This window comes from cyanobacterium endosymbiont of Epithemia turgida isolate EtSB Lake Yunoko (assembly GCF_000829235.1).
Classification (GTDB): Bacteria; Cyanobacteriota; Cyanobacteriia; order Cyanobacteriales; family Microcystaceae; genus Rippkaea.
Genome location: NZ_AP012549.1, coordinates 96,003 through 110,966 on the forward strand (window position 1 = coordinate 96,003; position 14,964 = coordinate 110,966).

A 14,964-nucleotide genomic window follows, 5' to 3' on the forward strand; every position below is an offset into this window, starting at 1 on the left:
TCTAAAGCTGTTCAAAAACAGCGGGTAGTAAAGTAAGGAGAACCTACTTTCTAATTTAGTCTAATTTCTCAAACATTCTTCTGTTTTAAAAGTAAAGTCTTATAACTGAAAATCCTACTTATAGTGCAGAAAGTATCGGTCCAGATACTAACAGAGAATCTCTTTCCCAATAGGAAAGAGATTCTCTGTTAAAAAACAAATCCTGGCATCGAGCTATTGTCCCGGTGGGCTACCCCACAAGTATCTTGGCCGCTGCCGCGTTTCACAAGCGAGTTCGGGATGGAATCGCAGTGGGTCCACGGCGCTAGAGACACCAGGAAGTCAAATGGCTAAAAGCACCTTCAAGACTGCAAAAAACGAGAAAAGAAAAGTTTAAGACAACATAAAAGGTCAAGCCCTCGATCTGTTAGTATGCCTCGGCTTCATTCATTACTGGATGTCCACCTAGCACCTATAAACGGGTAGTCTGCCCGTGATCTTACCAGGTTAACCCTGTGAGAGCACTCATCTTGAGGTGGGCTTCCCACTTAGATGCTTTCAGCGGTTATCCGCTCCACACTTGGCTACCCTGCGTTTACCGTTGGCACGATAACAGGTACACCAGCGGTGTGTCCTTCCCGGTCCTCTCGTACTAAGGAAGGCTCCTCTCAATGCTCTTACGCCTACACCGGATATGGACCGAACTGTCTCACGACGTTCTGAACCCAGCTCACGTACCGCTTTAATGGGCGAACAGCCCAACCCTTGGGACGTACTTCCGCCCCAGGTTGCGATGAGCCGACATCGAGGTGCCAAACCTCCCCGTCGATGTGAACTCTTGGGGGAGATCAGCCTGTTATCCCTAGAGTAACTTTTATCCGTTGAGCGACGGCCCTTCCACGCGGTACCGTCGGATCACTAAGGCCGACTTTCGTCTCTGCTTGACTTGTAGGTCTCGCAGTCAAGCTCCCTTATGCCTTTGCACTCTACGGCTGATTTCCAACCAGCCTGAGGGAACCTTTGCGCGCCTCCGTTATCTTTTAGGAGGCGACCGCCCCAGTCAAACTGCCCACCTGAAACTGTTCTTTCCCCGGTTAACGGGTTAAAGTTAGAATTCTAGCTTTTCTAGAGTGGTATCTCACTGTTGGCTCCATCTGACCCACGAGCCAGACTTCAAAGCCTCCCACCTATTCTGCGCAAGAAAAGCCCGAATCCAATTCCAGGCTACAGTAAAGCTTCATAGGGTCTTTCTGTCCAAGTGCAGGTAGTCCGTATCTTCACAGACAATCCTATTTCGCCGAGCCTCTCTCCGAGACAGTGCCCAGATCGTTACGCCTTTCGTGCGGGTCGGAACTTACCCGACAAGGAATTTCGCTACCTTAGGACCGTTATAGTTACGGCCGCCGTTCACCGGGGCTTCAGTCGCTAGCTTCGGTTACCCTAACCAACTTCCTTAACCTTCCGGCACTGGGCAGGCGTCAGCCCCCATACTGCGTCTTACGACTTGGCGGAGACCTGTGTTTTTGGTAAACAGTCGCCTGGGCCTCTTCACTGCGACCACCTCTCGGTGGCACCCCTTCTTCCGAAGTTACGGGGTTATTTTGCCGAGTTCCTTAGAGAGAGTTATCTCGCGCCCCTTAGTATTCTCAACCTCCCTACCTGTGTCGGTTTCGGGTACAGGTAATTAGAAATTAACGTGGTCCGGGCTTTTCTGGGAAGCTTGACATCAGTCACTTCCTCTCCGTAGAGAGTCGAACTCGCAACTCAGCTCAGGATGTTTTCTCCATCCCTCAACACCTCGTATACTTATACCGGTAACCATTATCCGGCTGACCTAGCCTTCTCCGTCCCCCGCCACAATCTCTAATCAGTACGGGAATGTTAACCCGTTGTCCATCGACTACGCTTTTCAGCCTCGCCTTAGGTCCTGACTAACCCTCCGCGGACGAGCCTTCCGGAGGAACCCTTAGGGTTTCGGGGTATATGATTCTCACATATATTTTCGCTACTCAAGCCGACATTCTCACTTCTATGCTGTCCACACCTGCTTGCCGCTAGTGCTTCACCCTACATAGAACGCTCCCCTACCACAGTTTCCTGTCCACAGCTTCGGTAGAATACTTAGCCCCGTTCATTTTCGGTGCAGGAGCGCTTGACCAGTGAGCTATTACGCACTCTTTTAAGGATTGCTGCTTCTAGGCAAACCTCCTGGTTGTTTATGCACTCCCACCTCCTTTATCACTTAGCATTCATTTGGGGACCTTAGCTGGTGGTCTGGGCTGTTTCCCTTTCGACGATGAAGCTTATCCCCCACCGTCTCACTGGTTGATGCATAACGGGTATTCTGAGTTTATCTCGCTTTAGTACCGCTTTCGCAGCCCGCAGCGAAATAGTGCTTTACCCCCCGCTATGGTACACAACCGCTGCGCCTAAACGCATTTCGGGGAGAACCAGCTAGCTCCGGGTTCGATTGGCATTTCACCCCTAACCACAGCTCATCCGCTGATTTTTCAACATCAGTCGGTTCGGACCTCCACTTAGTGTTACCCAAGCTTCATCCTGGCCATGGTTAGATCACCCGGGTTCGGGTCTACAAATTGTGACTAGCGCCTTATTTGGACTCGCTTTCGCTTTGGCTTCAGGTATTTTCCCTTAACCTGCCACAACCTGTAAGTCGCCGGCTCATTCTTCAACAGGCACACGGTCAGACGTTAAATCGTCCTCCCATTGCTTGTAGGCTAACGGTTTCATGTTCTATTTCACTCCCCTTACTGGGGTTCTTTTCACCTTTCCCTCGCGGTACTATTTCACTATCGGTCACACAGGAGTATTTAGCCTTACGAAGTGGTCTTCGCAGATTCATACGGGATTTCTCGTGCCCCGTACTACTCGGGATTCAGCTAGGCTGCTTAAGTTTTCAACTACAGGACTTTCACCTTCTTTGGTGCAGTATTCAGCTGCTTCGTCTAACCGCTACAGTCCACATTGCTGTCCCACAACCCCATCAGCCGAAGCTGATGGTTTAGGCTGGTCCCTGTTCGCTCGCCGCTACTGGGGGAATCGCTTTTGCTTTCTTTTCCTCGGGTTACTAAGATGTTTCAGTTCACCCGGTTGGCTCGCACCACCCTATGTATTCAGATGGTCGTGTTTAAGGTTGCCCCATTCGGAGACCTCCGGCTCAATGCTTGTTTCCAGCTCCCCGGAGCGTTTCGTCGGTAACTACGTCCTTCATCGCCTCTGTGTGCCTAGGTATCCACCGTTAGCCCTTTGTAGCTTGACCATTTTAATATGGTATTACTTAGACTTTTCTATTTGGTCAATATTCTCTTACGCTTCAATCTAGTAACGTAAGTAATGACCGTTTTCTCGTTTTTATGCAGTTTTCAAGGTGCTTTACTAGGCTCTAACTGCCCAGCAGTCTGCCTCACTTTGTTCAAGCGAGACTCGGTGCTGAACTGGTACTTGAGTGTTATTCTGTTCAATACACATTAGGTTAGGTGGGCCATCCTGGACTTGAACCAGGGACCTCACCCTTATCAGGGGTGCGCTCTAACCACCTGAGCTAATAGCCCTTATCCTGAACCAATCATAATTTAGAAGCTAATTCAGATATGTTTCCCTTGCACGACCTTGGGATTAGTTCTAAGGAAAAGCATTATTTTATCTAGGTTTTAGACTTTCGTTTTATACCTTTTGCTTTATTCCTTGAACTGAGGTCTCCCTATAAGGAGGTGATCCAGCCACACCTTCCGGTACGGCTACCTTGTTACGACTTCACCCCAGTCACCAGCCCTGCCTTAGGAGTCCCCCTCCAAAAGGTTAGGGTAACTACTTTGGGCGTGACCAGCTTCCATGGTGTGACGGGCGGTGTGTACAAGGCCCGGGAACGAATTCACCGCAGTATGCTGACCTGCGATTACTAGCGATTCCTCCTTCATGCAGGCGAGTTGCAGCCTGCAATCTGAACTGAGGCTGGGTTTGATGAGATTCGCTTTCCCTCGCGGGGTCGCTGCCCTTTGTCCCAACCATTGTAGTACGTGTGTCGCCCAGAGCGTAAGGGGCATGCTGACTTGACGTCGTCCTCACCTTCCTCCGGTTTGTCACCGGCAGTCTCCCTAGAGTTCCCAACTTAATGATGGCAACTAAGAACGAGGGTTGCGCTCGTTGCGGGACTTAACCCAACATCTCACGACACGAGCTGACGACAGCCATGCACCACCTGTGTTCGCGCTCCCGAAGGCACCCTCAACTTTCATTAAGGTTCGCGACATGTCAAGCCCTGGTAAGGTTCTTCGCGTTGCATCGAATTAAACCACATACTCCACCGCTTGTGCGGGCCCCCGTCAATTCCTTTGAGTTTCACACTTGCGTGCGTACTCCCCAGGCGGGAAACTTAACGCGTTAGCTTCGGCACGGCTTGGGTCGATACAAGCCACACCTAGTTTCCATCGTTTACGGCTAGGACTACAGGGGTATCTAATCCCTTTCGCTCCCCTAGCTTTCGTCCCTGAGTGTCAGTTCCGGCCCAGTAGCGCGCTTTCGCCACCGATGTTCTTCCCAATATCTACGCATTTCACCGCTACACTGGGAATTCCCGCTACCCCTACCGGACTCTAGTTTCTCAGTTTCCACTGCCTTTCCAGAGTTAAGCTCTAGTATTTAACAGCAGACTTGAGTGACCACCTGCGGACGCTTTACGCCCAATAATTCCGGATAACGCTTGCATCCTCCGTATTACCGCGGCTGCTGGCACGGAGTTAGCCGATGCTTATTCCTCAGGTACCGTCATATCTTCTTCCCTGAGAAAAGAGGTTTACAACCCAAGAGCCTTCCTCCCTCACGCGGTATTGCTCCGTCAGGCTTTCGCCCATTGCGGAAAATTCCCCACTGCTGCCTCCCGTAGGAGTCTGGGCCGTGTCTCAGTCCCAGTGTGGCTGTTCATCCTCTCAGACCAGCTACTGATCGATGCCTTGGTGAGCTCTTACCCCACCAACTAGCTAATCAGACGCGAGCTCTTCTCCTGGCAATAAATCTTTTACCTTACGGCACATTGGGTATTAGCAGTCGTTTCCAAATGTTATCCCCAACCAAGAGGTAGATTCTCACGCGTTACTCACCCGTCCGCCACTAGCTCCGAAGAGCTCGTTCGACTTGCATGTGTTAGGCATACCGCCAGCGTTCATCCTGAGCCAGGATCAAACTCTCCATAGTGTTTGATCTGACTTTTAGCCGGTATCTTCTAACTTAGTTAGTTTTCCGGCTTTCTTTACTTTTATCTCTCTGCTTTCTCTATCTAGTAGACAGGGAAAGTAGTGAGATGTATAATTATCTTGAATAACAAGGGGCACTATACAGTTGTTAGCTTCTAAATTATTGATTTTTCAAGGTCCAGTGCGCTGGGGAGAGTGTTGCTCTCAGTTGCGCATTTACCAATGTACACCAGTCGATTTAAAAATGTCAAGCTTTTTTCAAAAAAATTTTTTTCTTTCTTCCTAAATCAGGCTATAACGTAGTCTTGGGTTTATAACTGGTTTTTGTGTTTTATTGAAGCATAGTCTCTATAAACTCTAAAACTTGTTTATCATGTATAATAGCATATAAAATAGGTCCACTAAGCAGTAGAAGTCTTTAGGGTGATATCCACCAGAACTCATCGAGATAGATGAATTACCGTGTTCATCACTAGCGAAAAGTCTAGCTAAAATTGTTAAATTCTTATCACATCTCAGAGGATACTTACTCGATTAATGATCTAACTACACTAAAGTAAGTCGTTTAAGGGAGTTGTATAGGTAATAGAGTAGCAACAAAAATGGACAAGATACTTACTCATAGTAAAGTTTAATGTTGTATTTGTGATTAATAGAGCTTGATTAGACTATTAGAATATTTAAAAGTTGTTTCTTAACTTCGAACCAGAATGATAACTAATAATCTTTATATTTTAAGACTGTTAACCAATATTCTCGCAGCTAGTTCTTTAGTGTCCGCTCATCCATTGCTGTTGTCTCAACAACCAAGCGATGTCCCAACAGAAATAACTCCAAACAGTCTTTCTCCAAGTCCATCTCAAGAGTCAGATGCTCTTGAATGGTATAACCAAGGGGTAGATAAAATTAATGAAAGAGACTATGAAGGAGCTATCATTAATTTTACCGAAGCCATCGAATTAAACCCCCAAGATCCTGATGCTTATTATAATCGTGGCTATGCTCAACATATCTTGGGTAAGCTCAATGAAGCTCTCAATGACTATAATCAGTCTATAAAGATAAATCGTAAATTTGTTTATGCCTATGGTAATCGTTGTTACGCCTTTTTTCAATTAAAAGAATATCAAAAAGCTTTGGCTGATTGTTCAGAAGCAATTAATCTTAATCCTGAATATGCTGATTTTTATATATATAGAGGTAATACTAAAGATTACCTTGGTAATCATCAAGAAGCTATTGCTGACTATACTAAAGCCATTGGACTTAATGATAATTATGCCAAAGCTTATTACAATCGTGGTTTAGCTTACAATCATGCTGGAGAATTAGAAGCAGCGATCATTGATTACACTAAATGTTTAGAATTAAATCCCAATTCAGCTGATGCCTATTACAATCGGGGAGTAACTAAGTTCCTAATAGGAAATCAGAAAGAGGCTTTCACTGATATACATAAAGCCGCAGAATTATTTAAGGTTCAAGGCAATTTGGATCATGCTAAGCAAGCTCGCGGTACAATTAAAAAATTACAAGCTCAAAATGATACTTAGATTTTGAGATCTAGGTTCAATCAACACTCAAGAAAGTATAGTTCTGTGGGACAGGAAACTATCATAGTCGTTGGCGAAATGAGACAGTTAGCTACCCTTGAAGCAGACAATGACAATTTATTTAAATTTGTAATCCTACTGGCTCTTAATCAATCTGATAGTTTTAGTATTACATGCAGTATTACATATGAATCAATACTTTTATTAGTCAATGCGATACGAGCCGTGATTATACCTGTGATGTTATATCCTTATCGTCGTTAAGTTTCCACGAGAGATGAACTCTAATTATTTTAATTTTCATAGTTTGGCGTTGCGAACTGGGGCTGTGTTAATAGAACTAAACAATTAGTTTTTTATATTTATTTAGTAACTTGACTATGATACATCGGTAATCGTATCAAACTTTTTCAAGACGTGTTAAAAATATTTTTCTAAAAAATATATAAGTTCATTGATTTTGTAGATTATCCTTTTTAAGGTTAACTCAATTATGTCGTCAATTAATTTTTTAACATCTGATGTATTGGGCACTCGTGAAACGCTTATTTGATAATTATACGACTTTAGTCATTGAAGTTAATCCCTTAATAATTAAAAATTGTTTTTTTAAAAAACATATAAATCGACATATAAATCTATCTTTTTTTTTAAACATTAGAAACTAAAATAATATTATTAAGTTTATTTTATAATAAACAAATAAGTAAATTAAATTCTAGTTATTGACAAAATATCTAGTTTTTTTTGAACCTAATAACATCAACAAAAAATTAAAAAATTGTTATAATTAATATTAATTGTAACAATTTTATCTTAATCAAGGCATAAGCTTAATATTAACTTGTCTAGATTATATATAAATCCTAAAGGTTAACTAAATTATTTATTTAACTTAAAGCTTTTTAAACAGAAGCTGATAAATAATATTGTTTAAATGAGCTTTTACTATAATTTATATATCTAAATATTAAATTTTTTATCCTGTCCTGCGGTTACCTATAACTCATATTATATATATAGGCAGCAATCAAATCTATCAAATTTGTATTATAGAAGTTAAGGCTTATATTTTCTAGTAAATTATTAGCTTTTCTAAAACATGCTATTTATGTATCTATTAATTTTGTGTAAAAAATTAATAGATACATAAATAGCATGAAAAACGTTACATTTAATGCTCTATAAAAAAATAAAAAAACTAAAATTGATAATAAGACATCAGATAAGTAGTTTTTAAAAAATCTATTAAATAATTAGTTTGAACTAAAATACGAGACTTATAGGGTGAATATTGCCTACTCTACAAGTCTCAATTCAGAAAATAAATTAAGTAATAACAGTGGGTTTATCTCGTCCTGTAAACTCCTTGATTTTAGCTATTTCATCGGCTAATTGAATTAAAGGTTTTAAAGCTTGTTGAGTTTCAATATTATGCTGACTAGCATCTAATTCATAACTCTCGATATAAACCCTTAAAGTAGCTCCTTTTGTTCCCGTCCCTGATAAACGAAAAATAATACGAGAACCATCTGTAAACCCAATACGAACACCTTGTTTTTGACTAACACTACCATCAATAGGATCAGAATAAGAAAAGTCATCAGCATAGGCGACTTCATAATAACCATATTTCTTTCCTTTTAGATTCTCCACCGTTAATCGGAGTTTATCCATCAATTCATTAGCAGGTTTTAAGTTAACTTCTTCATAGTCATGGCGGGAATAATAATTTCGTCCGTATTCTTTCCAGTGTTCTTGTACAATTGTCTGAACAGACTTATCTCGAACTGCTAGAATATTAAGCCAGAAAAGTACTGCCCATAGACCATCTTTTTCTCGAATATGATTTGAACCGGTTCCAAAACTTTCTTCTCCACAAAGGGTTACTTTTCCTGCATCTAATAAGCTACCAAAGAATTTCCAACCGGTGGGGGTTTCATAACAATCAATACCCAGTTTTTCAGCTACTCGATCTACGGCTGTACTAGTAGGCATCGAACGAGCAACCCCAGTTAAACCATCTTTATATCCAGGGACTAATTTCGCATTCGCAGTTAATATTGCTAAACTATCACTGGGAGTCACAAAAAAGTTACGTCCTAAAATCATATTTCGATCACCATCCCCATCGGAAGCTGCTCCGAAGTCAGGAGCATTTTCTCCAAAAAGAACTTCTACTAAGTCATGAGCATAGACTAAATTAGGATCAGGATGACAACCTCCGAAGTCTTCTAAAGGAGTCCCATTTTTTACAGTTCCTTTTGGAGCCCCTAAACATTTCTCAAATAAAGCACGAGCATAAGGTCCAGTTACGGCGTGGAGGGAGTCCATACACATCCTAAAGCTTCCTAAACTAAACAAGGTTTTTATTTTGTCAAAATCAAACAATGTCTGCATTAATTCGAGGTAAGGAGCAATAGAATCTATAACTTCTACTTCCATTATTCCTAATGTGAAAGATCCAGGAAGATTAAGTTTTATATCTGCTGCATCAAGTATTTTATATTCGCTAATGGTTTTAGTACTCTCAAAAATAGTATTGGTAACTTTTTCGGGAGCTGGTCCACCATTGGTTACATTATATTTGACTCCAAAGTCACCGTTAGGTCCTCCAGGATTGTGACTGGCTGAAAGAATAATGCCGCCTAAAGCCTTAGATTTGCGAATAACAGCTGAAGCTGCTGGGGTAGAGAGAATCCCATTACACCCTACCAGAATACGTCCAATGCCATTTGCAGCAGCCATTTTAAGGATAATTTGTATGGCCTGACGGTTGTAATAACGACCATCTCCTCCTAAAACAAGAGTTTGTCCTTTAATCTTATCAAGGGAGTTAAAAATAGACTGAATAAAGTTTTCAAGATAATTAGGTTGTTGAAAAACAGTAACAGCTTTACGTAGTCCAGAGGTTCCTGGTTTTTGATCAATAAAGGGAGTAGTCAAAACAGTACGAATGATCATATTAATCTAGCTCTAATCTTTATAGTGTAAGCGTTTGAAGGATTTAGATAACTTCAATATGGTAAATTAACTTGGCCTTATTTTATAGTCAATAGGCAATGCAACAATCTTGGAGTGATTTAGATGCTTATTTTTGAGATTATTCTATAAGATTTGTTTTAATTTGTTTATACTCAAATGATAATGGTATTTTCAATGTCTAAATCTCTTTCATCTTCTCTAATTATTCCCCGACTAATTATCGGGTTAGGAAATTGCGAAGATAAATACGATAAAACCCGCCATAATATCGGATTTGAAGCTCTTGATGCTTTAGCCCAAACTTGGAAATTATCCTTCACAGAAAATCGCCGTTTTCAAGGTTTATTTACCGAAGGAATAGTCAAAGGGAATCAGAAAGTTTACTTACTTAAGCCCCTCACTTATATGAACCGTTCAGGTAGATCAGTTCGCGCCGTTAGCGATTGGTATAAACTATCACTGGCTTCGATATTAGTAATTTATGATGATATGGATTTACCTGTCGGACGAATACGAATTAGATTAGGAGGATCAGCTGGAGGACACAACGGCATAAAATCAATTATTTCTTACTTAAGTAGTCAGGACTTTCCTAGGTTACGCATTGGAATCGGTGAATCTCATCCTTCTAAAGAAACAATTTCCCATGTTTTAGGAAAGTTTACCCTTGATGAAAAAAATATTATGGAGAAGGTCTTACCCTTAGTAGTCAATGCTTTGGACATGAGTCTCAAAGAAGGAATTGAAAAAGCTATGAGTCTTTATAATAACTGCACAGTTACCAAATAAGGTATAATAAACTGCCGTAGTGTAGTTAGAATAAACGAGGTTTATCTGTTGCAGGAGTCATTAGAGTTAGAATCAAAATTTCTTTTAAAAGCACTTTGGTTAGATGCTAATGTGGCGATTACTGTCGATCAGATAGTGGGAAAAGGAACCAGTCCCCTAACTGACTATTTTTTTTGGCCACGAAACGATGCTTGGCAACAGTTACAAGATGAATTAGAAGCCAAACATTGGATTACGGAAACCGAAAGGATTGAAATTCTCAATCAAGCTACAGAAGTCATTAATTATTGGCAGGATCTCCGTAACCAAGGTAAACGCGTCTCTATGGCTGAGGCTCAAAGCAAGTTTCCAAAAGTCGTCTTCAGTGGCACCAATTAATTCGATGGTGCTGACAGATGAGGGACGAGTCTTTAACCCTTTCTTTGCCCTCATCTAATTTTTTCCTGGAACTAAATCTTTAAACTAGTCTACCTAATGCTTGAAGACGTGCTCTAGCCCGTTTGAAAGCTTGGGAGGCTCTGATTTGCTCTTGACGGTTACCCCCTTTGTTTGCCTGTTCTAAATGGGTTTGAGCTTTAATGAATTCCGTTTGTGCTTCCTCTTTGCTAATATCATTGTCAACCTCTGCTGAATTAACCAAAACTTTAAGAACATCGTGGTCGACTTCGGCAAAGCCGCCCATAACTGCTAAATTTTTCCAATCCTTACTAGGGCGGATTCGCATAACCCCAATATCGAGAGCAGTCAAAAGAGGAGCATGACCAGATAAAATTCCCAACTGTCCAGAGGTGCTTGGTAAGATGACTTCTTCTACAGCTTCATTCAAAACGATTCCATCTGGAGTAATTACACGGATTTGTAATGTCATATCAGTTATTCGCTATTAGTTTTAACTATTAATTATTTAGTTATCAGTCAACAGTGACTCGAAAGGTATTTATCCAAGAGACTGTTGACTGAGGAAGAATTAGTCTTTTTGCAGTTTTTCGGCTTTTTCTTTAGCTTCGTCGATATTTCCGACTAGATAAAATGCCTGTTCAGGCAGATCATCTAAATCCCCATTAAGAATCATTTGAAACCCCTTAATAGTCTCTTTAAGAGTTACATACTTACCAGGTGAACCAGTAAATACCTCAGCCACAAAGAAAGGCTGAGATAAAAATCGTTCAATCTTACGAGCACGGTTTACAGTGCGACGATCATCTTCAGATAATTCATCTAATCCTAGAATAGCGATAATATCCTGTAATTCTTTATAGCGCTGTAGAGTTGATTGCACCGCACGAGCTGTATCATAATGCTCTTGACCAACAACGGAAGGTTGTAACATGGTGCTGGTAGAATCTAGAGGATCGACTGCGGGGTAAATCCCTTTAGAAGCTAGTACACGGGATAACACAGTGGTTCCATCGAGATGAGCAAAGGTGGTTGCAGGGGCAGGGTCAGTTAAGTCATCTGCAGGGACGTAAACTGCTTGAACAGAGGTAATAGATCCTTCTTTTGTAGAAGTAATCCGTTCTTGCAAATCTCCAACATCAGTCCCTAAAGTGGGCTGATATCCAACTGCAGAGGGCATCCTTCCTAACAACGCAGACACTTCAGAACCTGCTTGAATAAATCGGAAGATATTATCAATAAACAACAATACGTCCTGTTTATTGACATCACGGAAATATTCCGCCATGGTTAAACCAGATAGACCAACTCTCATTCTAGCTCCTGGAGGTTCGTTCATCTGACCGTAGACAAGAGCAATTTTCGATTCTTCAGGGTTATCAGGATTAATAACCTTAGATTCAATCATTTCGTTGTAGAGGTCATTTCCTTCGCGGGTACGTTCTCCTACACCAGCAAAAACGGAGACCCCCCCGTGGTTGATAGCGATGTTGTTGATTAATTCCATCATGATGACAGTTTTACCGACACCCGCACCACCAAATAGACCAATTTTCCCCCCTTGACGATAAGGAGTTAGAAGGTCGATAACTTTAATTCCAGTCTCAAAAACTTTAGGCTCAGTTTCTAATTCAGTTAATTTAGGCGCGGGACGGTGAATAGGGGAAGTCTTACTCATATCTACATCACCTTTCTCATCCACAGGCTTTCCTAGGACGTTAAAAATGCGACCAAGAGTAACTTTACCTACAGGAACGCTGATAGGCGCACCAGTATCAACAATTTCCATACCGCGAACCAATCCGTCTGTCCCACTCATAGCAACAGCACGAACTCGGTTGTCTCCTAACAACTGCTGCACTTCACAGGTAATGGAGACATTTGCCCCAGAGGAGTTTGTGCCTTCAATTGTGAGTGCATTATAAATTCGAGGTAATTTGCCACTGGAAAATTCGGCATCAACAACCGGTCCAATGATCTGCGTGATTTTACCAACGTTGGTTTGTTCTGTTACGGCTACCATACTTATACTTATTCTATTTGTTTAAGGGGTTAGCTTAGAGTTTGGCTAAGGTACAACCTACTCTTATTAATCTTCTTTCGCCACCCTATAGAGTACCACTTCTGGGTAACACGGGGAATGTCTCTAAGATTGTTTGGAGAAAACCGATTTTATCAAAACCTGCCATCTAAAAAAATAAAATCTAAAGATAAAGTTTAATCACTGACAAAAAACTTATCAAAAACTAGAATTCTAATTATGGATAGCATATGATCAGATTTTGTATATGAGTTAAATCAGGTTCAATTAATTTTTTTTGTTTTATATATCCCTAACATTATTCAATATTCAAATAAGTTTAATAAAATAGAGTTGATATAAATTTATATTTATTATTTTTTAACTATTAACAAGCTGCTTATGTCAACCAAATTAACTATAAGATGTTCTCTTTGAGTAGAAAAAGGTTTCTTTTGTCAAATTAAAGATAATTTATATGAAGATATATTAACATAATAGTTAAGCTATTAAAGCATAAAAAAATATGTATTAGGCTATTTAAGTAAAAATTATCGCTATGGTCCTAAAAAGCAAAAATTTTGAATAAACCTTAAGAGATCGTAGTAGTATCTAAAGAATTAAGGTTTGTCGTTTATCTCAAACTACTAGTGATACTATAATGCTTCATTTTGATTAAAAAAGTAAATAAAACAGGAGATTACACAGTAATCAATAACCAATAATAAAAATACAGCTAAGACGAATAAAAATTAATTTTTTTTATTCAAACTCAATAATAATTTAGCTTTAACTAAAATAGTTTGATTATGGTTAACAGGATTACTTGAAAAAATATAATTATTTGTATAAAAAACAGTAATAACAAAAAAATAGAAATATTAATAAATAAATCAGAAAAAGTATTTTCAGATAAAAATAGATTTTACTGGAGAGATTATCCTCCATATATTAATGGCTTTAGAGGATGAATACACTACTTTAATCAGCACAAATCTTAAAAATATTTGTGCTAGAAATTTGTTTAAAGCTTGATTATATTAAGGTTTAATTATTCAATGGTACTAGAAGATATTATTTTAATGAATAGATGTTACCTTTTATAAAAAAAATATTAATTTTAAAAAATGGACATAAGCTATAGTATTTTGTTTCTAATTTTCTAAAATTAGATAGAATTAAAATTGGATGCTGATAACAAATTAATCCGACAAACTCAAATAATAGTAAATAGATTTTATCCAGTCAAATAAATTAGTAATAAGTCAAATAGTTAAACAATTTTATTTAAGAATAAAAATTATGTTAAACTTATCCAAAAAATAGAAAGATTAATTAGATTTAAGATAAAAAACTTTACTGATAGAATTAAAAGCATACTAATTAAATCTAATTTTTTTTACTCGGTATTCTATTCCAAACTTACCATCCTCTATTAAAAATAATAATAAATTAATAAAATTTATTTAATTAATTTATTATTTCAAAATACTTATTATAGGATAATAAATATTTTTTATTAATTAATAAATTTTTTTATATTTTTACTATGGAAATTGAATTCCATAAGATTTTTCTAAAAATATATAACCATTTATAGTCCTAACTTATCAGAGCAGTTGGTCATTTACAAATACAATTTTAAATTATTTTTTTTAAAAACCTCTATGTTTAGAAAACATAAATATTTACTCTATAAATTTATAATATTTTATGCAATTATTTTATTGTTATAAATTAATTTAAAATTATTTTTTAATTTAAAATATATTCTTATTCTATATAATTTTTAATTAAATATTTTTTTGAACACAATTTTTGTCTATATCACAAGTTACTTTTCATTCTATTTATATTGATTAGATACTAATATTCAGTTTAATCACTAGACTAGGTTTTTATTATTCTATTAATTAATACATATCTATATATAGAATAACTTTAAAAGAAATACTACCTTTTTAACTCTACATAATTTTAACTTTTTAGATGGTATTTATCACTATAATTCAACTAAGATATACTTTTTATA

The 14,964-nt window shown here is 38.7% G+C and carries 7 protein-coding genes, 1 tRNA gene and 3 rRNA genes; 4 read left to right on the top strand and 7 right to left on the bottom strand.

Going from position 1 to position 14,964, the window contains the following annotated elements; all coding sequences use genetic code 11:
* Positions 1 to 200: 200 nt before the first annotated feature.
* The 4 genes from rrf to ETSB_RS00260 all read right to left on the bottom strand — a co-directional run bounded on the left by rrf (position 201) and on the right by ETSB_RS00260 (position 5,190).
* Positions 201 to 318: ribosomal RNA gene (rrf, locus tag ETSB_RS00245) — 5S ribosomal RNA — on the bottom strand.
* A gap of 68 nt (positions 319 to 386) precedes the next feature.
* Positions 387 to 3,259 (bottom strand): 23S ribosomal RNA (locus tag ETSB_RS00250).
* A gap of 218 nt (positions 3,260 to 3,477) precedes the next feature.
* A tRNA-Ile gene (locus ETSB_RS00255) sits at positions 3,478 to 3,551 on the bottom strand.
* Positions 3,552 to 3,703: 152 nt separating this feature from the next.
* Positions 3,704 to 5,190, bottom strand: a 16S ribosomal RNA gene (locus tag ETSB_RS00260).
* The 16S, 23S and 5S rRNA genes sit together here with 1 tRNA gene alongside, the layout of an rRNA operon.
* A gap of 709 nt (positions 5,191 to 5,899) precedes the next feature.
* On the opposite strand from ETSB_RS00260, the gene ETSB_RS00265 reads away from it, so the two are divergent.
* The gene (locus ETSB_RS00265; protein WP_044105555.1) at positions 5,900 to 6,742 is read left to right on the top strand and encodes a tetratricopeptide repeat protein; all 843 of its coding nucleotides are present in this window, start codon (positions 5,900 to 5,902) and stop codon (positions 6,740 to 6,742) included.
* Between the two features lie 3 nt (positions 6,743 to 6,745).
* Entirely contained in the window at positions 6,746 to 7,006 is a 261-nt protein-coding gene (locus tag ETSB_RS00270) for a hypothetical protein (protein ID WP_145972220.1), read from the top strand.
* A gap of 1,065 nt (positions 7,007 to 8,071) precedes the next feature.
* Here ETSB_RS00270 and ETSB_RS00275 read toward each other — a convergent pair.
* On the bottom strand, positions 8,072 to 9,706 hold the full coding sequence (locus ETSB_RS00275) for an alpha-D-glucose phosphate-specific phosphoglucomutase (protein ID WP_044105561.1): 1,635 nt from the start codon (positions 9,704 to 9,706) through the stop codon (positions 8,072 to 8,074).
* A gap of 195 nt (positions 9,707 to 9,901) precedes the next feature.
* Between ETSB_RS00275 and pth the strand changes: the two genes are divergently transcribed.
* Positions 9,902 to 10,516: an aminoacyl-tRNA hydrolase gene (gene pth, locus ETSB_RS00280; protein WP_044107509.1), complete on the top strand. Its 615-nt coding sequence runs from the start codon at positions 9,902 to 9,904 to the stop codon at positions 10,514 to 10,516.
* Between the two features lie 45 nt (positions 10,517 to 10,561).
* Positions 10,562 to 10,894 (top strand): 30S ribosomal protein PSRP-3, encoded by a 333-nt coding sequence (locus tag ETSB_RS00285; protein WP_171816448.1) that lies wholly within the window; start codon positions 10,562 to 10,564, stop codon positions 10,892 to 10,894.
* Positions 10,895 to 10,973: 79 nt separating this feature from the next.
* Here ETSB_RS00285 and atpC read toward each other — a convergent pair whose 3' ends face one another.
* Both atpC and atpD read right to left on the bottom strand, forming a co-directional pair.
* A complete protein-coding gene (gene atpC, locus ETSB_RS00290; protein WP_044105567.1) occupies positions 10,974 to 11,384 on the bottom strand; it encodes an ATP synthase F1 subunit epsilon in 411 nt (136 codons plus the stop codon).
* Between the two features lie 99 nt (positions 11,385 to 11,483).
* Positions 11,484 to 12,935: a F0F1 ATP synthase subunit beta gene (gene atpD / locus ETSB_RS00295; RefSeq protein WP_044105569.1), complete on the bottom strand. Its 1,452-nt coding sequence runs from the start codon at positions 12,933 to 12,935 to the stop codon at positions 11,484 to 11,486.
* Positions 12,936 to 14,964: the final 2,029 nt, after the last annotated feature.

Bases quoted from the DNA above. Each gene is read 5' to 3' on its own strand.
- atpC (WP_044105567.1), bottom strand. From the start codon at position 11,384: ATGACATTACAAATCCGTGTAATTACTCCAGATGGAATCGTTTTGAAT.
- atpD (WP_044105569.1), bottom strand. From the start codon at position 12,935: ATGGTAGCCGTAACAGAACAAACCAACGTTGGTAAAATCACGCAGATC.
- ETSB_RS00265 (WP_044105555.1), top strand. From the start codon at position 5,900: ATGATAACTAATAATCTTTATATTTTAAGACTGTTAACCAATATTCTC.
- ETSB_RS00275 (WP_044105561.1), bottom strand. From the start codon at position 9,706: ATGATCATTCGTACTGTTTTGACTACTCCCTTTATTGATCAAAAACCA.
- pth (WP_044107509.1), top strand. From the start codon at position 9,902: ATGTCTAAATCTCTTTCATCTTCTCTAATTATTCCCCGACTAATTATC.